This is a genomic window from Sutcliffiella horikoshii (assembly GCF_044809035.1).
In the GTDB taxonomy this organism is placed as follows: domain Bacteria; phylum Bacillota; class Bacilli; order Bacillales; family Bacillaceae_I; genus Sutcliffiella_A; species Sutcliffiella_A horikoshii_G.
On sequence record NZ_CP085237.1, the window covers coordinates 3,723,741 to 3,744,427 of the forward strand.

The 20,687-nt window shown below is 42.5% G+C and carries 17 protein-coding genes; 1 reads left to right on the plus strand and 16 read right to left on the minus strand.

The genetic code is table 11. The features are described from left to right. Positions 1-22: 22 nt before the first annotated feature. Entirely contained in the window at positions 23-1,369 is a 1,347-nt protein-coding gene (locus LG307_RS19365; RefSeq protein ID WP_404445424.1) for a gluconate:H+ symporter, read from the minus strand. A 235-nt stretch (positions 1,370-1,604) separates the two neighbouring features. After that, positions 1,605-2,501, minus strand: a complete 897-nt coding sequence (gene gnd / locus LG307_RS19370) for a phosphogluconate dehydrogenase (NAD(+)-dependent, decarboxylating) (protein ID WP_404445427.1) — start codon at positions 2,499-2,501, stop codon at positions 1,605-1,607. 172 nt (positions 2,502-2,673) lie between these two features. Here gnd and LG307_RS19375 point away from each other — a divergent pair, with 172 nt between their 5' ends. Beyond that, entirely contained in the window at positions 2,674-3,531 is an 858-nt protein-coding gene (locus LG307_RS19375) for a MurR/RpiR family transcriptional regulator (RefSeq protein WP_404445429.1), read from the plus strand. 51 nt (positions 3,532-3,582) lie between these two features. Here the strand turns inward: LG307_RS19375 and LG307_RS19380 are convergent, their stop codons facing one another. The 14 genes from LG307_RS19380 to prfB form a co-directional block, all read right to left on the minus strand. Further along, on the minus strand, positions 3,583-4,590 hold the full coding sequence (locus tag LG307_RS19380; RefSeq protein ID WP_404445432.1) for a DUF1646 family protein: 1,008 nt from the start codon (positions 4,588-4,590) through the stop codon (positions 3,583-3,585). A gap of 81 nt (positions 4,591-4,671) precedes the next feature. Then, a complete protein-coding gene (locus LG307_RS19385; RefSeq protein WP_404445434.1) occupies positions 4,672-6,168 on the minus strand; it encodes a potassium/proton antiporter in 1,497 nt (498 codons plus the stop codon). 33 nt (positions 6,169-6,201) lie between these two features. Then, on the minus strand, positions 6,202-6,819 hold the full coding sequence (locus LG307_RS19390) for a DedA family protein (protein WP_404445436.1): 618 nt from the start codon (positions 6,817-6,819) through the stop codon (positions 6,202-6,204). A 70-nt stretch (positions 6,820-6,889) separates the two neighbouring features. After that, positions 6,890-7,222: a hypothetical protein gene (locus tag LG307_RS19395; protein WP_404445439.1), complete on the minus strand. Its 333-nt coding sequence runs from the start codon at positions 7,220-7,222 to the stop codon at positions 6,890-6,892. A gap of 132 nt (positions 7,223-7,354) precedes the next feature. After that, a complete protein-coding gene (locus tag LG307_RS19400) occupies positions 7,355-8,551 on the minus strand; it encodes a PDZ domain-containing protein (protein WP_404450510.1) in 1,197 nt (398 codons plus the stop codon). 90 nt (positions 8,552-8,641) lie between these two features. Continuing rightward, the gene (locus tag LG307_RS19405; protein ID WP_404445442.1) at positions 8,642-10,120 is read right to left on the minus strand and encodes a S41 family peptidase; all 1,479 of its coding nucleotides are present in this window, start codon (positions 10,118-10,120) and stop codon (positions 8,642-8,644) included. 265 nt (positions 10,121-10,385) lie between these two features. Then, positions 10,386-10,940, minus strand: a complete 555-nt coding sequence (locus tag LG307_RS19410; protein ID WP_063559521.1) for a hypothetical protein — start codon at positions 10,938-10,940, stop codon at positions 10,386-10,388. 450 nt (positions 10,941-11,390) lie between these two features. Next, on the minus strand, positions 11,391-12,734 hold the full coding sequence (locus LG307_RS19415) for a murein hydrolase activator EnvC family protein (protein WP_404445444.1): 1,344 nt from the start codon (positions 12,732-12,734) through the stop codon (positions 11,391-11,393). Positions 12,735-12,839: 105 nt separating this feature from the next. Further along, positions 12,840-13,733, minus strand: a complete 894-nt coding sequence (ftsX, locus tag LG307_RS19420) for a permease-like cell division protein FtsX (RefSeq protein WP_404445447.1) — start codon at positions 13,731-13,733, stop codon at positions 12,840-12,842. Continuing rightward, positions 13,723-14,409 carry a cell division ATP-binding protein FtsE gene (gene ftsE / locus LG307_RS19425; RefSeq protein ID WP_404445449.1) on the minus strand — a complete coding sequence of 229 codons (687 nt, stop codon included), beginning with the start codon at positions 14,407-14,409 and terminating at the stop codon, positions 13,723-13,725. Before ftsE ends, ftsX begins: the two co-directional genes overlap by 11 nt. A 385-nt stretch (positions 14,410-14,794) precedes the next feature. Continuing rightward, positions 14,795-17,218, minus strand: a complete 2,424-nt coding sequence (locus tag LG307_RS19430) for a S8 family serine peptidase (protein WP_404445452.1) — start codon at positions 17,216-17,218, stop codon at positions 14,795-14,797. 306 nt (positions 17,219-17,524) lie between these two features. Then, entirely contained in the window at positions 17,525-17,857 is a 333-nt protein-coding gene (cccB, locus tag LG307_RS19435) for a cytochrome c551 (protein WP_404445455.1), read from the minus strand. A gap of 61 nt (positions 17,858-17,918) precedes the next feature. After that, on the minus strand, positions 17,919-18,788 hold the full coding sequence (locus tag LG307_RS19440) for a YitT family protein (protein WP_404445457.1): 870 nt from the start codon (positions 18,786-18,788) through the stop codon (positions 17,919-17,921). Positions 18,789-19,364: 576 nt separating this feature from the next. Then, positions 19,365-20,463, minus strand: a protein-coding gene (prfB, locus tag LG307_RS19445; protein WP_404445460.1) for a peptide chain release factor 2 whose coding sequence is annotated in 2 segments (ribosomal slippage) — positions 19,365-20,390 and positions 20,392-20,463 — 1,098 coding nt in all. Because the reading frame shifts where the segments join, the coding sequence is not laid out codon by codon here. Between the last annotated feature and the right edge of the window lie 224 nt (positions 20,464-20,687).

Consider the following 20,687-nt stretch of genomic DNA (forward strand, 5'->3'; position numbering starts at 1 on the left):
AGCTCCTTGACCCTACTATTACTTATCCTATAAATATACCAATAGTTACCGCTACTGCAAAACCAACAAGTCCGATGATGGTTTCCATGACGGTCCAAGATTTCAACGTATCTTTTACATCAAGACCGAAGTATCTGTTCACCAACCAGAAACCGGAATCGTTTACGTGAGATAAAACCGTTGCTCCGGAAGCAATGGAAATAACGATCAGCCCAAGTACCGGACCTTCAAGACCCATGATACTGATAAGCGGGGTGATAAGACCTGCTGCTGTCACCATGGATACAGTCGCAGAACCTTGTGCCACGCGGACTGCCGCTGCGATTAAGAACGCAAGGACGATTGGAGGCAATGCAGATCCTGCCATCATTTCACCAAGAACATCCCCAACACCAGAGTCGATTAGTACTTGTTTGAACACTCCACCGGCACCAGTTACAAGGATGATGATACCAGCTGGCTCAAGCGCTTTTGTTGCGATATCTTGTACATCTTGTTTTGTATAGCCTCGCTTAGTTCCAAGGAAGTAGAACGTCAACAACGTTGCAATCGTCAATGCTACGAACGGATGACCAACAAATGTTGTAATTTCACGTACGATGTGACCTTCTTCAAAAATAACCGTTGAAAACGTATTCACTAAAATCAACACTAAAGGAACTAAAATGATAGAAGCGATCAGTCCGAATCCTGGAAGATCCTTGTCGTATACCTTATCTTCGTCAATTTCCATATATTTTGGTACAACGACGTGAATTTTCTTGCCGATATATTTACCAAACACTGGACCAGCTAAAATCATAGCCGGAATACCTGCAATGACACCAAACAGGATAACCCAACCAAGGTCAGCACCAATTAGATCTGCTACTGCAATCGGACCTGGAGTTGGCGGGATAAAGCTGTGCGTTACAGCAAGACCAGCTAGCAACGGGATACCATAGTGTAATAGGGACTTTCCTGTTTTTTTCGCCAAACCGTAAACGATTGGCACTAAAATGATGAATCCAACATCAAAGAATACCGGGATTGCTACCAAGAAACCTGTGATACCAAGTGCCCACTGGGACTTTTCTTCACCGAATTTCTTCATTAAAGTTTGAGCAAGTCTTTCTGCTCCTCCTGACACTTCTAGCATTTTACCGAACATGGCACCAAGTCCGACTACGACTGCTACGAACCCGAGGGTGCCTCCCATTCCGTTTTGTACGGATGCGGTGACTTCATTTAGCGGCATGCCTGAGGCGATACCTACTAGTAAGCTGACTAGCAGCAGGGCTACGAATGCGTGTAGTTTGGTGCGGATGACTAGGAATAATAGCAGGAATATGGCTGCTGCTGCGATTAGGATTAGCATGGATCCTGACATGGTTTGTTCCTCCTTTTTGGATACCTTTATTTGAAAATTGATGTTTTTACGTTAACTTCCTGATGACTTCCGTTCCAGGTGTTCGCTTTCCGCGGGACGTGTGCTTGAGCCTCCTCACTTCGTTGCGGGGTCTCAAGCTACCGTTATCCCCCGCAGGAGTCTCACACCTTGCACTCCAGTCATCAGGAGGGAGTTTCATTAACTATTACGTCTCTCGTAATCTACTTAAATTAATTTAGTTCTTCTCTACTGCGTGGCCGCCGAATTCGTTTCTTAGGGCTGCGACTACTTTTCCGGAGAAGGTGTCGGGCTCTAGGGAGCGGTATCGCATCATGAGGGACATGGCGATGACTGGTGCGGCGGCTTGGAGTTCAAGGGCTGTCTCTACTGTCCATTTACCCTCACCAGATGAATGCATAACGCCTTTGATTCCTTCTAATCTTGCATCTTTGCTGAATGCGTTTTCGGTTAATTCCATCAGCCATGAGCGAACGACAGATCCGTTGTTCCATACTCTTGCAACCTTTTCATAGTCAAAATCAAAATCACTTTTTTCTAGGATATCGAAGCCTTCTGCGATTGCTTGCATCATGCCGTACTCGACCCCATTGTGGATCATTTTCAAGAAGTGACCGCTACCGGATTTTCCTGCATATAGGTAGCCGTTTTCTACACAAATATCTTGGAACAGCTTCTCCACATGCTTAAACGCTTCTTCATTTCCGCCAACCATGGTGCATGCTCCGTTACGAGCGCCTTCCATGCCGCCGCTTGTTCCGACATCCAAGTAGTGGACACCTTTTACAGCAAGCTCTTCTGCACGCTTTAGCGTATCTTTGTAGTTGGAGTTTCCACCGTCTATGATGATGTCTCCTTCTGTTACGAAACTACTAATCTCAGAAAGGACGCTTTCCGTGATCTCCCCTGCAGGTACCATCATCCATACCACTTTCGGAGATTCCAGTTTGTTTAGGGCCTCTTCAATGGAATAAGCACCAATTGCACCTGCTTGTTCGCTCTTGGTAACGTTCTCATTATCAACGTCAAATGCCACTACTTCATGCTTATGATCTATTAAATTTAATGTGAGGTTATACCCCATCTTGCCTAATCCTATCATTGCTAGTTTCATATAAAAAGAAACTCCCTTCTTCTTTTACAGTTGGTTATCGAAAAATATTTTTTGTCTTGTTCCTATTATGAAAAAAAATTCCCCGAAATGCAAGCGTTATCAAAAAATAGTTTCTTTTTTTTTGAAACCTCTTTATGATAGATAGTAGATTATGATTTTGGAGGGTCGCACCATGAACAGACAAGAATCTCAATACTGCATGATGCGCATTCGTTCCCACTACCCACAGTTCAAGGGGAAGGAGCAAGTCATCGCGGACTATATCCTCAACAATCCACAGAAAATTGTCCACAGCACCATCAACCAGGTTGCGGATGATTTAGGTGTAGCGGACTCTACTGTTTTCCGTTTTTGTCAAAGAATCGGCTTTAAAGGGTACCAAGCCATGAAAATAGCTCTGGCAACGGAAATTGTAAAACCTATTCAAGATATTCATGAAAATATCATGGAACATGACAGTGAAAAAACGATTGCGGAAAAAGTGTTCCGTTCTAATATAAAAACGCTGGAAGATACATTAAAGATCCTTGATGACCAGGCATTTCACCAGGTGATCAGCGCGATTCTCGCGGCGCGCAAAGTGGAATTATTCGGGAGCGGCGGATCCAATGTCATCGCCATGGACGCCTACCATAAGCTTATCCGTACCGGTGTTTCGGTGAACGTTCAATCTGATACACATATGCAGCTCATGTCTGCCAGCCAACTGACGGACGAAGACGTGGCCATTATTATTTCACATACTGGAGCATCCAAGGATATGATGCACATTCTGGAGGTAGTGAAAGCAAATGGCGTCAAAACAATCGGCATCACCAACTTTGCCAAATCCCCTTTAAGTCAAGGAGTTGATTTGGCCCTATACACCATGTCGGAAGAAACGGATTACCGCTCAGAGGCATTGTCATCCCGTATCGCCCAGCTTGCTATGATCGACGCCATCTATGTGAATGTACTCATGGCGAAGAAAGAAGAAGGAAAAGAAGCGTTGCAGAAAGTGCGTGCAGCGATTTCCGTAAAACGAATATAAAGAAGGCTGGCTAGGTGTCGCTATAATGCGACAAACTAGCCAGCCTTCTTTTTACACCAAGATAAAATAATATATCACCATCGCACTCAATCCTACAGGGACACCGTGGCGTGCCCACTCTTTACTTGTAATCCCAAGCTTTCCTGCTGCAATGATATTTGGAATGTTTCCCGGCACCAGCATTCCGCCACTGATCATGAGTCCAAGCAAAATCACCCTGATGACTGCCGGGTCCAGTTCGGCACTAATTTCCGCAGCCGCAAGTGTCGCGTTATCCAATATGGCTGAGGACATATTGAACCAGTATAAAACAGAAGAATCCATTCCTAAAAAGTAGGCGGAGACAAATGGTTCAAAACCCGCTCCAAGAAAGGTCAGTCCCATTACAAAGAAGTAAATTTTCAAGCCTCTAATAAAAATTTCCTCATAGCTTTCCTTATCCTTCAGACTTCGTCTTAACTCGTTGGCAACTGGTGCTTTAACCATAAAAGCAGCAAGCAAGCCGAAAAAGAACAAAGCAATGAAGACATCCTTGCCAATCAGCCTCAGCAGGTAAAAGAAATCACCGTTCAACTTACTGATGGTCACGATTGACAGCGGCTCACCGATCGGGGTTAGCGCAGCTCCTAACCCTATTGAAAAACAAGCAAGGACAGTAAGCCGAATTTGCTCTCTTTTTTCCAAATCCAGCCCCACTACGATGAATACTAACAATAGCGCTGCAATGATTGCCGTAATGACACTTGAGATCAATCCAAGAAATACGACAAGCAAAAAAATAAACAATTTAAAAGGAATCCAGTTTTTCAGAAAGTGGAGGATGCGGCTAAAAGGCGTCTGCAACCACCTGAATACCAGGCCCGCCATCAGGACTGCGAGTGAGATTAGGAACGGGTCGGTTGCGGCTATGAAAAATAGCTTTTCATTGTAGACTCCACTTACCATGCTGGCAAGTATCCCCATGCTTAATAGGAAAACTTCCATATTTTCTTCTATTTTTTTGACAAGTAAAGGTCCTAATAACACGACCAGAAAAATCGATATCAGCCCGAAATCCATTTTTCACACTCCCGCTGTCTGAAGAAATTCTTTAGATAACGGTTCATGTATATGCAGTTATTGGACAAACATGCCTGTTGCTTACAGCGGTTCGAATGAAACGGTTGGCCTTTTAGGGTCAAGCATAGTTACAAGCTCTTTTTTACTCGGCTTGGATACTAGAATATACAAGACATCTCCTGCTTTTATCTTCGTATTTCCTTGAGGTGTAATCAAGTCATTATTACGGATGATGGCATTGATAAGAACATCCTTTGGAAAAGTAATATCTACAAGCCTTTTGCCCTCAATCGGTGTAGCGCTACTGACTTCATATTCCATAATTTCGGCATTTGCTTGGCCGATGGAAACAAGCTCCAACGTATGAGGTGGTTCCGATCTTACAGGTCCGGTGAGTCCAAGTTTTTCTGCTAATATGGATATGGTAGAACCTTGGATAAGACATGAGGTTAATACAACGAAAAAGACCACATTAAAGACAAGCTGGCTGTTTTCAACTCCGGCTATCATAGGGAAGGTGGCGAGAACAATCGGAACCGCCCCTCTTAAACCAGCCCAGGACAGAAATACTTTTTCTTTCATACCGAATCCCATACCAATCGTGGATAAAAATACAGCTATAGGTCGAGCCACGACAATGAGAATAATGGAAAGTAACAAGCCTTTCCAAACGATATCAAATGTGAACAACTGCGTAGGGAATACAAGTAACCCTAAAATCGTAAACATCATGATTTGTGCCATCCAAGCGAACCCTTCATTGAACCGGAAAATGGATTGACGGTAAATGAGGTCTGAATTTCCGACCCAAAGTGCTGCCACGTATACAGCAAGCAATCCGCTGGCGCCGACCAATGCTGTAGCACTGTAAGTCAACAAAGCAAATGCAAGCGCAAAAACCGGGTAAAGTCCACTAGAATCCAAGTTGATATTATTAATGGCGTACGTTGCCAATTTCCCCATCAACACTCCGATTCCAAGTCCCACTCCCATTTGCCAGAAAAAAGTACCGACCAAGGCCAAATAAGAGGATCCTTCTGTGACCATCAACTCAATAATGGATATCGTCAAGAACATCGCCATCGGATCATTGGAACCTGACTCTGCTTCAAGCGTTGCTCCAAGCCTTGCTTTTATGTTCTGACCTTTCAGTACCGCAAAAACCGCCGCGGCATCTGTGGAGCCGACAATTGCCCCAAATAAGAAGCCTTCCATCCACGTTACTCCTAAGATCAGCTTTGCTGCCACTGCAACCACAACAGTCGTCAAAATCACTCCAAGTGTTGCAAGGGAGAGCGATGGCTTGGCAACAGCCTTTACCGTTGACCATCTCGTCTGCAGTCCCCCTTCAAAGAGGATAATGATAAGGGCGAAAACCCCGACAAGCTGTGCCATCTTAGCATTGTCAAACGAGATAAACCCCAGGCCGTCACTTCCTGTTATCATTCCTACTACGATAAACAAAATCAATGCCGGTACTCCCAATCTCGTGGAAAATTTGGTGGTGATAACCCCGACAATCAGTAAAAGTGCACTCAAAAGAATAAAATAATCTATATTTAAGTTTGTTCCAACCATGTTAAATTTGCTCCTTCCAAAAGACCTGCCTTCTTATATCTTTTTCTCCATTCCAATTCTGTTTTTATTATTTCTGTATCTTAGGATTAATATTACAATTAGGACCAGCATTACACCTATTCCAATAGGTTTCATATATATGGAAATTACAGAAGCCGCATCTGCCCAGTGGGGACCAAATCGGAATCCCAGGTAGACATAAGCTACTGTGATTGGAAGCATGGCAAAATAGGTGTAGACCGCAAATACCCATATATTCATCTTTGACAGCCCGCATGGTATCGATATTACCGTCCTGACTCCAGGAATGAATCGGCCAAAAAACGCGATGACCGGCCCGTATTTAGCAAAGAATTTTTCTGCTGTTGCCATATCCTTCTCCCGAATAAAAAAGTATTTACCATATTTATCGATTAAAGGCCTTCCTCCGAATCTACCAAGAGCATAAAGTGTCAAAGGTCCTGTGACTCCACCGATACTACCTGCTAAAACAGCTAGCACAAGGTTCATGTCCCCTTGATACACCCAGTAACCTACCAAGGGCAGAATCAACTCAGCCGGGATAAATTCGAACGTCAAAGCCAAGATAACCCCAAAATAGGATAAATCTTTGAATGACTGTATGAAAGTTAAGATAATTTCTTCAAACAAATTTTCTCCTCCATCTACTAGTTTTATTTCTATTTCAGATTATTAGGAATTATTTAATGTGAGGTTTGCATTAGGAAAGGTAGTTGGATTGGAATTTCTTGGGGAAGAGGTGAATAATTGCAACACAAATAAACTCCTCTTTTTTGTCGATTTGCGATGTAGGGAGCGCTCTCGTAATTGGTGCGTAATAGGAAGTGCTTGTTATGTCGTCTTTTTTATTTAGCTTTTGTGATAAGGTGGCGTAGATCCCAGACCTTGACAGCGACGAAACGATTTCCACATCTTTTCCGCTTTTTTCTATAGAAAAGGCCTTGCCTGTCATATCCATATTATTGTTTACTGGTAGGACAGCCTGGACACTGATCAACAACAGCACAACAAATAAAACACTCCAAATTCTCATAAGTTCTCCTCCTTTCTTTTTGCACATACTATACTATTATACCATTTTATTGGGACCATCTACTAAATTACTATTCATAAAAAAAGAACGTTCCTTGGCATCAAATACATCGCAAGGAACATCCCATTATGGTTATACAGCTTCCGTCTGTTTCCACTTCTTCCCTACCTGTACGAACAGCAATCCCAATTCATGATGGTCACCTTCATACAACGCACATTGCGCAAATCGTGCTTCTCCGTTCGCATCGACCACCTGCAGTTTGCAGAAGGCCCTGTTTTGCTGAAGCGCTTCGTAGAAATTGGAAACAGAATTTACCGGTAAATTGTTTACTTTTGTAATCACTTCGCCTATTTGAAGGTTCATTTTCTCTGCTGGACTTTCCGGGATGACACCCAAAATAACGAGGCCTTTATCACGCTGTACAAAAATGGGCTGTTGTTTGTCGTCTTGGGTTCTGGCTCTAAAGTACAACCATTCCCTCCCGATCACTGCAAGGACTGCTGCCAGGATAGCTGCATTTTCCCACCAGAAGCTTCCAATACTTATTGCCAGAACAAGCACTCCCATCAGTAGCAACTGACGACCAACCAGCGGTATCACGTCCATTGGCAGGCTTGACTTCAAACGCTGGTAATAGCCCATGCTGAACGGAACAAGCCAAATGGACAAGGAATTTTCCCCCAGTTGCAGGGCCGGCCACCATGTGAAGTCCGTCTCGATGCCTCCCGCACCAACCGGTACAAATAGAAACAATGGGAGAATCCATACACGCTGGACAACATGTGTGCCGACCGGCAACCCCCGTTTGCTTTTTTGAAGCTGAGGGGAAGTTTGAACTGGGGCCTGCTTCATGACAAACAGACCTTCTGCCACCATAAGGAATCCCATCAACAACGCAAGTGTCGGTAGATGTGTCTCTCCCAGTGAATCAAACAGTCGCTGAATGAGCGTGACACCTGTTTCCAGTTTAGGCAGGAGCACGACACCCAATAGTGTGAAGCCGAATATGTAAGCCGTCGACAACCATCTAGGCTTGATGAATAGGGTAAAAATAATACTGAAAAAACTTAGAAGGACAACCGTGCCGAACGGGAGAATAACTCCCAGACCAAGGGTCAGAACAGATAAAGCAAGTCCCACAAAAAGACTTTTACAAGCCTTCTGAAACTCAGTCAGTCCGTACTCCACTCTTATATGAAAGTCATGGCGTTCTCTTTTGACGCGAAAATAACCCAATACTACTGCAACGGCTAAGGTCACATAAAGGACAGGGTGGATGAAAAGACGTCCCACTCCTATCAGCAATTCCCAAGCCCACGATTCCATCACCCAATCACCGCCTAATCAAACTAACTTTTCTTATATTTTACCACAAAAAAGTCAGCTCCCACCATAAGGGAAGCTGACTGCTATAATTTATTTCAATAATGTCTTTATAGCCTCTTTCAGCTGTACGTCATTCTCTTTTGCGCGTACCGCTTCCAGGAGTTGTGCTTGCAGTTGTTCTGCCGTTTTGCTGTCCACTTTTCCAGATGAGGATAAATCATTTTCAGCTTGGAAGGATTTCACGGCATCTTCCGTCTCCTTGCTGAAGTAACCATCTTCACGGCCTGGGTTGAAACCAAGTCCTTTTAGCATCACTTGTACATTCTTCACTTTTTCGCTATTGGTATCAAGTGCCAGCTCTTCATTTTCTTCTAGGTTAATCGGGTTGGCATAGAAAAAGTCCGGTTGTTTGACAGGTACGGTCGGCTCCACGCCATCGTTATGGATCCAGTTCCCGTCAGGTGTCAACCATTTATAAAGAGTCAGCTTCAGGTTACTGCCATCACCAAGCTCTAATGCTTGTTGAACAGTCCCTTTACCAAAGGAAGCATCTCCGACTACTTCATAGTTACCTGCTTCTTTTAACGCGCCGGCAAGGATCTCGGACGCAGAGGCACTTCCTTTATCAATCAGGGTCACTATTTCATAAGGCTTTTTCTCTGTTAAGGAAGAGAAGAAACGCTGCTTTTCTCCATTGCGCTGTTCAATTTGCACGTAAGGTTTTTCTTTCGTGACAAGCTCCGCCGCGATAATCTGCACTTGATCTAAAAGACCTCCCGGGTTACCCCTTACATCGACTACTAATCCTTCAATGTTTTGGTCTTCTAGTGCTGCCAACTGTTCTTGAAAGTCTTTCCCTGTATCTTGCGAGAAGGAGGTGATTTGGATATACCCGACTTTTTTGCCGTCTTGTTCGATTGTTTCAGAATACACGGTTTCAATTGGAATCGTGTCACGCGTTACGTCCACATTAAATGGCTCCTGCACGCCAGGTCGCTGGATTTCCAGTGTGACGACCGTCCCTTTTTCTCCACGGATCTTAAGTACTGCCTGATATAAATCCAAGCCTTCTATGTCTTCCTCATCCACTTTTAGAATTTGATCATTCGGTTGCAGACCAGCCTTTTCAGCCGGGGAACCTCGGAATGGGGAAACAATGGTTACCTTCCCATTCTGCATGCCTACTTCTGCACCTATTCCTTCAAACGAAGATTCAAGCGACTGAGTAAATTGCTCTGCAGTATCTTTATCCATATACACGGAGTAAGGATCCTCCAAAGTATCAACCATTCCTTGGATAGCGCCTTCTATTAATTTGCCTGATTCTGTTTCCTCCACATAACGGGAAGAAATAATTTCATATGCCTGTTGAATCTTTTCCATCTGTGCTGCCGTTTCTTTCGGCGATTCCTGTGGTGCCGCTTGCTCTGTGTTATCAGTAAGAGGATTTTGCACGGAAGGTACAGCCGCTGCCGGTCCATGACCGAACCATTGTAATCCCGCATACATTCCTGCAGCTCCAACTAGAACTGATACAACCATTAATACTGTAACAATTTTGCGATTCATGAAAGCTCCTCCTCATCCTATACCCCGTACCGAACGATAGATATGACGCAATTGTACCATAGCCGGCGTTGGTTGAAAATTATTAAAACTTATGTAAGTGGCTAAGGTGATTTTTAGTTTTAGCCTAAAAGTAAGCTTGTCCTAGTTGCCTCATTTCTACCTTGTTACAAAAGGCATCACACAGGGAAGTGTAATGCCTTTGATAAAATAAGTATATGTGTTTGTAGGGTATATTATGTGAGAGAATTCAACCTATCCTTTTATATTAGACATTCTTTAGAAGCTCCTCAAGCCATTGAATATCCGAATTGTATCTTTGATTATTTTGGGACCAATATTCAAGAAATCTTTCTTTGTCATGTTCCCAGTTGGGATAGCTTTCTTGGAATTTTTTTATAAATAGAGCACTTCCCCCAACAATCGCATGATCTTCATGAGAAATTTGCACGCCCCATCTCCCTCTGAGTGAGTATAGGGTGTTTTCTAATACAAGAGGAATTGATTGATATTCACTAAAATTTAAAGACTCCTCAACTTTCCAGTGTTGTGATGGAAATTCTACATCTTGAACGGATGAGATAGTAAAACTATCACCTTCTGATTCAGAGATGAAAAAACCTTCTTCTCCTACAGACTCTATTGCATACTTTAATGCATAGAATTGTTCTTTATTTAAATAGTAACCGTCCGTAGGAAAGATAATCAGCTTTTTTTCTACCGTTTCTTTAAAGGGATTTATAAATGGATCTGATGTAAGTATAACTTTCTCATATGTTTCCTTTAACTTTAACAACTCTGATTGTTTTTGAATTCTTTTCATATGTTAGACCCCCTCTATTATAGGAACTTTATCTTCCTAATTCCTTAAATTTTGATTTAACTATTTTCCCTTCTAGCACTGGGTGCTTCTTATTTATCCCACTGTCTAGAACCGCTACTTTTTCTGGTTGTTGTGCACTAAAGGGACATAACATAAAGAATGCAAACAACATAATAATTATGAATGACCAATAATAGAAACTCTTTAACATTTCCTAACCCTCTCTAAAACCTATTATTACACTCTCAACACAACACAAAATGAACAGTTCTAAATATACAGGTTCAATCTAACAAGAAACTTAACAAAAACTTAAATTAACCTTTAATTTTGAGTTATATCAAAAACACCACCTCAAGAGATGGTGTCAGACTGTTCGCTAAAATTATGCAAATAAAAAAACACAACCCCGCCGCCTGGATTTAACAGCGAGATTGTGTTGGTTAAAAATTAAAAGTTGATATACGATGCAGGGTTCACTGCATTGGATTTAGAACCGTTCCAAGATCCTTTGTGAAGTTCAAAGTGCAAGTGAGGACCAGTAGAGAATCCAGTGTTCCCCATGTTACCAATGAATTGACCTTTAGATACGGATTGTCCTGCACTTACTCCCAAGCTTTCCAAGTGAGCATATACAGTCGTCCAAGTTTGGCCATCAATATAGTGAGTGATGAAAACTACATTACCATAAGAGCTGGAGTAGTAAGCTTGGAATACTGTTCCGCTTCCTGCTGCTACTACAGGTACATTTCCACTTCTTCCGTTTTTACCAACATCGATTCCGTAGTGCTGGGAGCCCCAACGAGTACCGAAACCAGATGTTACGCTACCAGTTGTAGGTCTTGTCCAAGATCCGGATGAAACTGGTGGTGGCGGAGAAGAGACATGTTCCGGCTTAGGTTCAGGTTTTCCTGCTGCCTTTGCTGCTGCAACTGCTGCATCATGGTCTCTTTGACGTTGCTCTTCAAGACGTTTTCTTTCAGCCTCTTGCTCTGCACGTATCGCTGCTTCGCGTTTCGCCCGCTCTTCCGCTGCTTTAATTTCAGCACGGATTGCTTGTTCTTGTGAAGCAAGTACTTCTGCTTCATTTTCTAACTGATGGATTTCATGCATGGTTGCTTGTTCTTTTTTCTTTAATTCTGCCAGTAATTTGTCTTTTTCAGCAATCTGACTCTTTAATTGTACTTCCATGCTTTCTAGGTCAACTAATTGTTGCTCTAATGAAGCAAGCTGTTCACGCATTTCCAGCTCTTTTGCTTCAAGTTCTTGCATGTCATTTTGATGAGCTTGTAGAATATCACGATCGGCTTGAACAATTGTTGCTACCGCACCAACGCGGTCCAGAAAATCTCCAAAGCTTTGTGCACCTAATAATACATCTAAGTAATTCACGGCTCCTCCACCTTGTTGGAAGGAACGAGCGCGATCTTCTAGAAGCTCATTTCTTTTTGCAATACGCTCTTTTAGTACTTCAATTTCTTGTTTTAGTTTTTCGATATCTTTACGAGTTGTATCGATTTCTACTTTTTTACCACTGATTTTATTCTTTGTTTCTGCAACAGCTTTATCTAAGCGTTCCACTTCTGCCCTAATTTCCTGTTGCTCTGCTTGCAGTTGACTAACTTCATTTTTCTTTTCAGTTCTGGTAGATTCATTTGATGATTGTTGATCTTGCACTTCATTAAGCTTTTGTTGCATCTCGTTCGCAAAAGCTTTTTCAGATAAACCTGAAGCGAAGAATCCGGAAAAGCCAATGACTGCAGCAATAGCAATTGTACCAATCTTTCTTCTCATCTCTTACTTCCCCCTAAACTCTTATGTATCCTGACAGGAACAAATTGGTTGTTCCCATCAAGTTTTCTGTATTTTCAAAGCGGGTAATGCATCTATAGTAATCTCTTAAACTCGCAGGAATTTTCGGACAGACATCATGCTTCCCCACATACCGATAAACGCTCCAATTGCAACCAAGATACCAATAACCTGGAATGCGAATGGATAAAACGGAAGCAATTGTATAAACGTGCCTTGAATTCTTGGTTGAACAAGATCTATTAAATAATAGTAGGATGTTAGGATAATGCCAATCGGAACGAATGAACCAAGTATTCCTAACCATAATCCTTCTAAGAAGAATGGCCAGCGGATGAATCCATTTGTAGCACCAACCAATTTCATTATCTCAATTTCTTTTCTTCTGGCAAAGATGGTGATTTTAATCGTGTTGGAAATCAAGAACATTGCTGTAAATACTAGTCCAAGAATCAGGGCCAGTCCAACATTTCTCGCAATCTCAAACACTTTGAACAATCTTTCCACTGTTTCTGCACCATAAATGACTTTGTGGGTGAAATCGAATTCGTCAATTTTCTTAGCCGCTGTAATGGTTTCTTGCGGTGTTGCTGTTTTAATGATGAAAACATCATATAGCGGATTATTTTGTTCAAACAGCTCAAAAGCTCCGCCGTCCTCACCAAAACTATCTACCAAACCTTTCAACTCTTCTTCTTTAGAAGAAAAATCGACTGTTTCTACTTCCGGTAGGTTCTGTATCTGTTGCCTCAATACTTCCTTATTTTCCTGGTTGGCAGTCAAGTCAATGTGAACTCTAATTTCCACATCGCTTTCAATTTCTGAAGCGACATTATTCAAGTTCATCATCAACACAAGGAATACACCAACCAATAGAAGTGTCACCGTCACTGCACTGACAGATGCAAATGTCATCCAGCCGTTACGCGCCAAACTTTTAAAGCTTTCCTTAAAGTGTCGCAGTAGAGTTCTAGGCTTCATAACCGTAGTCCCCCTCTGCTTGGTCACGCACTATCTTACCATTCTCTATTGCAATTACACGTTTTTTGATGGTGTTTACAATCTCACGATTGTGCGTAGCCATTACTATCGTCGTGCCTTTTTCGTTGATTTCTTCAAAGATGCTCATAATTTCCCATGAGGTGTCAGGATCAAGGTTACCTGTCGGCTCATCGGCAATCATTACTTTCGGTTTGTTGACTATCGAGCGCGCAATCGAAATACGTTGCTGCTCTCCACCTGAAAGTTCATTTGGAAGATGGCGTGCCTTGTGCTTGAGTTTTACTAGATCAAGAACTTCCATGACACGTTTTTTAATGTTTTTGGGACTTTCTTCTATTACTTCTAAGGCAAAAGCTACATTTTCATATACTGTTAACTGAGGTAAAAGTTTGAAATCTTGAAATACCACTCCGATATTTCTTCGAAGTATAGGCACTTTGTTTTCCTTCAGTTTGGAAAGGTTTATTCCATCTATGACAATGCTTCCGCTTGTAGGCTTTTCTTCCCTGTACATCATTTTGATGAACGTGGATTTACCGGCCCCACTGGGTCCTACTACATAGACAAATTCGCCTGTTTTTATTTTTATATTAATACCGTCCATAGCTTGGACACCATTTGGGTATTTTTTATAGACGTCTTGCATTTCAATCATTTAATCACCTATCTGGGTCAAAGATTTGAATCTCATTGTAATCCCTGCTTTCGACTCACAGGAAGGAGAGTATTCATTAAACGCTGTCGTAATGCGGATAGAACACTTGCTACTAGAATGCAATATGTATATTTATCTAATTTTTCCGCATAAATTCACTTTATTATTATATCATCTATTTCGACAAAATAAGAGTTTTTATTATTACAGTTTCTTTTCAAATCGAAGTCAACGTTGGTAACAAAGGGATAATTTTCCTAAAAGCAGAAATATGTCGAACGATATTTGTCGCTTTTTATGGGGAAAGAGAAAAAATTCACAAAAAAACACCTTCGGGGGTCAGACCCCCGAAGGTGTTTTTGAAGTTGTGTAGAATACTTTAAGGTTACTGGATTGTTAGTACGTCGGTCGCTGCTACTGCACGGTCAAGGTTGCCTTTTTTGGCGTAGACTGCCACGCGGTAGTTTCCAGCTGGCAGTTGGGTGCCGTCTGCTAGGGTACCATTCCAGTTGTGATAGTTATAGCCTTTTGCAAGATCGGCATCGTATAGTGCTTCCCCTACAAAATTACCTATTGCACCAGCAGGTGTGGCAGTGTAAATCCAAACTTCGAACTCATCCGCTCCACCAGGAAGGTAGGAGTAGATTTCAAAGTTATTTCCACCTAGTACTGTAAAGCCTGCAGAAGTTACGCGAGGGAAATCAGGCTCGCCTACAAATAATATAGTAGGAACTTGAACTACCGTCTCACCTTCTGTAACAATCAGGTGTCCTTCATAGTAACCAGGCTCAAGCTTGGAAGCATCCACTTGAACGTTTACATTTACATTTTGTTTCTTACCAGCTTTAACTTTTGTGTTTTTGCTAGTTTTTGCTTTAACGTGTTTGCCTACTTCATTTTTAAATGTAAATTCTACACTGTAGTTCTTGTCTTTATTAGACAAGTTCTGAATTTCGAACTTTTGACTTTCTGTTTGCTTGCCTTTTTTCTTATCAAATACTCCAAAAGAATAGCTTCCAGGATTCACAAGCGTTTCTGCTTGAAGCGCATCTACTACGCGGATGCTTCCTGCACCTTGAGAATTGTGTGCATATTCTTTATCTGTTGCAGGATCGATCAATTTTTCTGCTGTGTTCATAAGGGCAGATTTTACTTCATACACGCCCCAATCCGGGTTCGCTTGAAGGATTACCGCTGCAGCACCTGCTACGTGCGGAGATGCCATACTTGTACCTTGCTTTGCACCGTAACCGTGTGGTGCATCAGGGTTGAATGTAGGTACTGTACTTACAATGTTAACTCCAGGAGCAGAAACGTCAGGCTTGATCATCCAAGTGTCCACTACCGGACCGCGGGAAGAGAATCCTGCCATTGTTTCCCCTACTCTTTCAGAAAATGCAATGTTAAAACTAACTGTTACCTCAGCTGCTTTTGCTTTCAATGCCACACCTTCAGCTTGGTTTAACATAATTGTCGGAACAGCCATACCAGGAATCAAAGGCATCTCACCTGGTGCGTTGTTATAAAGAATTGCCCCAGCAGCGCCAGCTTTAGCAGCTTCTGTCGCTTTATCTACAAATGCAATGCCAGCTCCACGGCTGATCAAAGCAATCTTACCTGTTAAATCTTTTCCTGCAAATTCAGCAGGAGAACCAAAACCTACGTCAACTAATTCATAATTTTTTCCGTTTAGTGCTAATAATGCTTCCTCTGAAGGAAAACCTTGTACTGCAGAAGATGCATAAGATACACCATCAGAAGTTGTTGTTGCTGCTGTGAATACATTGTAAGGAAGTTGAGTCGCTCCTACAGAGATTGCTTCACGGGAAGTTCCCGGGGAACCTACTGTCCAGTTGTTAGGACCAGAGTTACCATTTGACGTTACCGCTACTACTCCCTCAGCCATCGCTTGATCTAAAGCAATGGAAGTTGCCCAGTCAGGAGAGTTTAAAGAGTTACCTAAGGAAAGGTTCATAATATCTGCACCATCAAGAACTGCGCGCTCGATAGCTGCCACTACGTTTTCCGTAGATCCACTGCCACCAGGTCCTAGTACACGGTATGCAAGTAATGTAGCGTCAGGAGCCACACCTTTAATTTGTCCATTTGCTGCTACTGTTCCTGCAACGTGGGAACCGTGAGTCGTTGCCGCTCCACGAGGGTCACCAGGGAACGTTTCTTGTGGGTCATTATCGTTATCAACAAAGTCCCATCCTAAATATTCACCAAAATTACCTGCTAAGTCAGGATGCGTGTAGTCAACACCAGTATCGATGACTGCTACTGTTACACCTTCACCTGTAAATCCAAGGTCCCAAGCTTCGTTAGAACCGATGAATGGCGCAGAATCGAACATCGCAGGGCTGAATTCCTCTTCGGAAACAACCTCAGTTGTTGTATATTCCACGTTTGGATAAACCGCTTTTACACCTGGAGTCGCTAGTAGACTAGGAATCTCGTTTGCTGGGATTTCAAGAGAGAAACCGGAGAATACATGATCATACTCACGATCTACTTTAGTTTTAGAAGTGCGATCTGCCACTTCTTTTTTCACTTTATCACGAGCACTTTTCAGATTCTGCTTAGACTGCTTTTTTCCTTTGTGCTTCGCTTCAACCATTGATTCTTCTTGTAATTCGACAATAACCTTTACTGCTTTGGAGGATGATAAATCAAAATCTCCTTGTAAAGTTGCTAACTCAAGGTTTTCTTTCCCTGTGTTAGCAGAAACACCATTTGTGGCAAAAGTACTGAAAACAAGTACGAGAACCAACAAAGGCATGAATGCTGCGATTAGTTTCTGTTTCAAATCATCCCACTCCCCTTTTGTTGTATCTAACGACTTTTGTAAAAATTTCTAGACATATACTTAAGTACCATTTACTTACGATAGTCCAAAATCTTTACAAACCAAATTATATTTCAAAAATTGAAATTTTCAATATACTTTAATGCATTAAACGAACAATTCCGACAATTAGGTTATAAAGAACCAGCAAAATTCCACAAATAACCAACAGAAACACCCTGAATAGCCTACTTTACATTTTAGATGAATAGGTAAATTAGAACATAAAAAAGAACCCTCCAGTTTTTAGGAGAGTTCCATTCATTCTTATTTGTGCTGCGCCAACCATTCAGCTAAAACAGTTGCATCTTCTGCAGGTACAAGTCCTGCCGGCATGTTTCCTTGCCCGTTATTAATGATGCTTTCAATTTCTTCTTGGCTGTATTTGCTTCCTACTTTTTGAAGGTTAGGACCACTTGCGCCCTCCATGTTCTTACCATGACAACCTATACAGCTTTGATACAATTGCTGCGCTTCTTCATTTTCGACCATGGCGAATTCGCCACCGCCTGATGTTTCCTGCTCCTCATCGCCACCGCCACAAGCTGCAAGAGTCAAAAGAGAAGATCCAAGAACAAATGCCATAAAATACTTTTTCATAGGTAGGTCCCCCAATTTTTGAGATGTAATTATTACCAAGATTGTTTTTATTATATCCTATTTATTCTCTTTTAAAACCCTCGCCCAACACTTCAGAAGCATTGGTTACGATCACAAATGCAGCAGGGTCAATGGTCCGGACCACTTGTTTCAATTTTGTGAATTCGGTCTGATCCACCACACACATCAACACAGGCAATTCATTTTCCGTATATCCTCCATAAGCGGCAAGCTTGGTCACACCTCGATCAATTTTTGTAAGGATGGCGGCCTTAACTTCTTCTTCTTTCTTGGTGATGATGATAGCCATCTTGGAATACCCAAGGCCCACTTGTACGAAGTCAATTGTTTTGGATGTCACAAAAAGCCCGATAAGAGCGTACATTCCAAGCTCCAAATCAAATACTACTGCGGCTGAGATAACAATTAGCCCGTCAATCATCGCGACACATGCGCCGAGCGTCAGACCCGTATATTTGTGGATGATTTGTGCTGCCAGGTCTGTTCCACCTGTTGAGGCACGTCCTCTGAAAACGAGCCCTAGCCCAAGTCCGACACCAATTCCTCCAAACAATGATCCTAGCAGCGGATCTTCTGTGGCAGGTGCAACATTACTTGTCCAAAGTACAATCACTGGCAATGTGATCGTCCCTACAAGTGTTTTTAACCCAAATTGCTTTCCAAGCAGAATTACTCCTGCTAAAAAGAGCGGAATATTAAAGCATAACTGCACAATACCCGGTTCCCAATCAAGGAGCGATTTCAGTATGGTACTGATTCCACTTACCCCACCGGAAGCAACCTTGTTCGGCAGTAAGAACAAGTTGAACGCCAATGCCACAATCGCAGACCCCAACACTACATATGTATATTCTTTCACCCGTTGATAGACGGGGTTCACTTGATACCCATTTCTATTTTTCCGACTCAACTTAAAGCCCCCCAGAATCTTTCTTAAATACACACAACGAGCAAGAGTATAGCACGCGATTATAAGGGTGTAAATGGCATTGGTATAACGTGGTAAAGCGTTAATGCAAAGTGCAAACCTGGGATTTTTGGAGTGATTAAGGTTTGTCAAAATAACGCATTCATTCCTCGTAGGATTTCCATTTGTTTGTACACTATTCAGATATGCTAGGAACCCTAGCTCATCAAAATGTCCGATTGGTTGGTTTGATTACCCCTATCTCCATTTTTCTCTCTCGTCGGGGCACCAATGAGGCTCTTTGATTACCCCCAACTCCATTTTCCTTCTTCTCCGGGCACCAATGAGGCCCTTTGATTACCCCTACCTCCATTTTTCTCTCCTCGGGGCACCAATGAGGCTCTTTGATTACCCCCAACTCCATTTTCCTTCTTCTCCGGGCACCAATGAGGCCCTTTGATTACCCCCAACTCCATTTTCCTCCCCCTCAGGGCACCAATGAGACTTTTTAGGTTACACTTTCCCGTTAACACAAAAAACACCCCCGGCCTTCCGAGGCCAGAGGTGTTCCCATTCAAATTATAGTTTCGATCTCAAATAAGCATCAATAAACGGATCCAAATCGCCGTCCATGACCGCTTGTGTATTACCGACCTCCGTGTTTGTACGGTGATCTTTTACCATGGAGTATGGATGGAACACATAGGAACGAATTTGGGAACCCCAGCCGATATCCTTCTGCTCGCCGCGGATCTCATCCAGTTCCGCCTGCTGCTCATCCAACTTCTTTTGATAAAGCTTTGCTTGTAACATTTTCATCGCGCGCTCACGGTTTTTGATCTGAGAACGCTCCGTCTGACACGTTACGACCACATTTGTCGGTAGGTGAGTAATACGGACCGCGGAATCGGTCGTATTGATATGCTGTCCACCCGCTCCACTAGCGCGGTACGTATCAATTTTTAAATCTTCCGTACGGATATCAATCTCGATGTTATCATCAAACTCCGGCATAACCTCACAAGAAACAAAGCTTGTGTGGCGACGGCCTGAAGAATCGAACGGAGAAATACGCACAAGACGGTGTACCCCTTTTTCCGCTTTCAAATAACCATAGGCATTGTGTCCCTTGATTAACAATGTAACACTCTTGATCCCCGCTTCGTCTCCTGGCAGGTAATCAAGTGTCTCCACTTTGAAGCCTTTACGTTCTGCCCAACGAGTGTACATGCGCAGCAATAGGGAACCCCAGTCCTGAGACTCCGTACCGCCAGCACCAGGATGCAACTCAAGGATTGCATTGTTCTTGTCATGCTCACCGCTCAACAATAATTGAAGTTCAAACTTGTTGAAATCCTCAGCTACCGTTTTCACTTCACTGCCCAGCTCTGCTTGCAGCTCAGCATCTGGCTCTTCTTTTACCAATTCATATGTCAGTTGCAGGTTTTCATAGTTCTCGTTCAACTCATGAAATTGTCCAACAGGTTCTTTCAATGCGTTCGCTTCGTTGATGACTACCTGAGCCGCACTCTGGTTGTTCCAGAACTCTGGATTGGACATCTCATTATCAAGCTCAGCAATACGACGTTCTTTGGCCTCTAAGTCAAAGAGACCCCCTAAACTCGACTAATCGCTTAGCCATTTTTTCTAACTCGTGACGAATCTCTACTAATTCCATTTATTTCACCTCATAAAATTTTCACTAACACGGATTTAACAACCCTCATTAAACGAACAGGGCAACTAATAATCTATATTATCGTATTTCACACAAATAAAAAAGTACCTGAGTGATGGTGCTCCATCAAAGAGAGGAGAAATGTTCAATCAATCGGCCTTTTCCTTTCCTAAGATAGCTTTTTCAAAAGTTAATCCAAAACACAACCTCTGGACCCCTTGGGA

What these genes read in the sequence shown, in the direction of transcription:
- LG307_RS19400 (WP_404450510.1), bottom strand. Translation starts at nt 8,551, where the DNA reads ATGGAATCGTGGGCTTGGGAATTGCTGATAGGAGTGGGACGTCTTTTC.
- LG307_RS19405 (WP_404445442.1), bottom strand. Translation starts at nt 10,120, where the DNA reads ATGAATCGCAAAATTGTTACAGTATTAATGGTTGTATCAGTTCTAGTT.
- gnd (WP_404445427.1), bottom strand. Translation starts at nt 2,501, where the DNA reads ATGAAACTAGCAATGATAGGATTAGGCAAGATGGGGTATAACCTCACA.
- LG307_RS19410 (WP_063559521.1), bottom strand. Translation starts at nt 10,940, where the DNA reads ATGAAAAGAATTCAAAAACAATCAGAGTTGTTAAAGTTAAAGGAAACA.
- LG307_RS19385 (WP_404445434.1), bottom strand. Translation starts at nt 6,168, where the DNA reads ATGGTTGGAACAAACTTAAATATAGATTATTTTATTCTTTTGAGTGCA.
- LG307_RS19365 (WP_404445424.1), bottom strand. Translation starts at nt 1,369, where the DNA reads ATGTCAGGATCCATGCTAATCCTAATCGCAGCAGCAGCCATATTCCTG.
- ftsX (WP_404445447.1), bottom strand. Translation starts at nt 13,733, where the DNA reads ATGAAGCCTAGAACTCTACTGCGACACTTTAAGGAAAGCTTTAAAAGT.
- LG307_RS19395 (WP_404445439.1), bottom strand. Translation starts at nt 7,222, where the DNA reads ATGAGAATTTGGAGTGTTTTATTTGTTGTGCTGTTGTTGATCAGTGTC.
- LG307_RS19375 (WP_404445429.1), top strand. Translation starts at nt 2,674, where the DNA reads ATGAACAGACAAGAATCTCAATACTGCATGATGCGCATTCGTTCCCAC.
- ftsE (WP_404445449.1), bottom strand. Translation starts at nt 14,409, where the DNA reads ATGATTGAAATGCAAGACGTCTATAAAAAATACCCAAATGGTGTCCAA.
- cccB (WP_404445455.1), bottom strand. Translation starts at nt 17,857, where the DNA reads ATGAAAAAGTATTTTATGGCATTTGTTCTTGGATCTTCTCTTTTGACT.
- LG307_RS19415 (WP_404445444.1), bottom strand. Translation starts at nt 12,734, where the DNA reads ATGAGAAGAAAGATTGGTACAATTGCTATTGCTGCAGTCATTGGCTTT.
- LG307_RS19380 (WP_404445432.1), bottom strand. Translation starts at nt 4,590, where the DNA reads ATGGATTTCGGGCTGATATCGATTTTTCTGGTCGTGTTATTAGGACCT.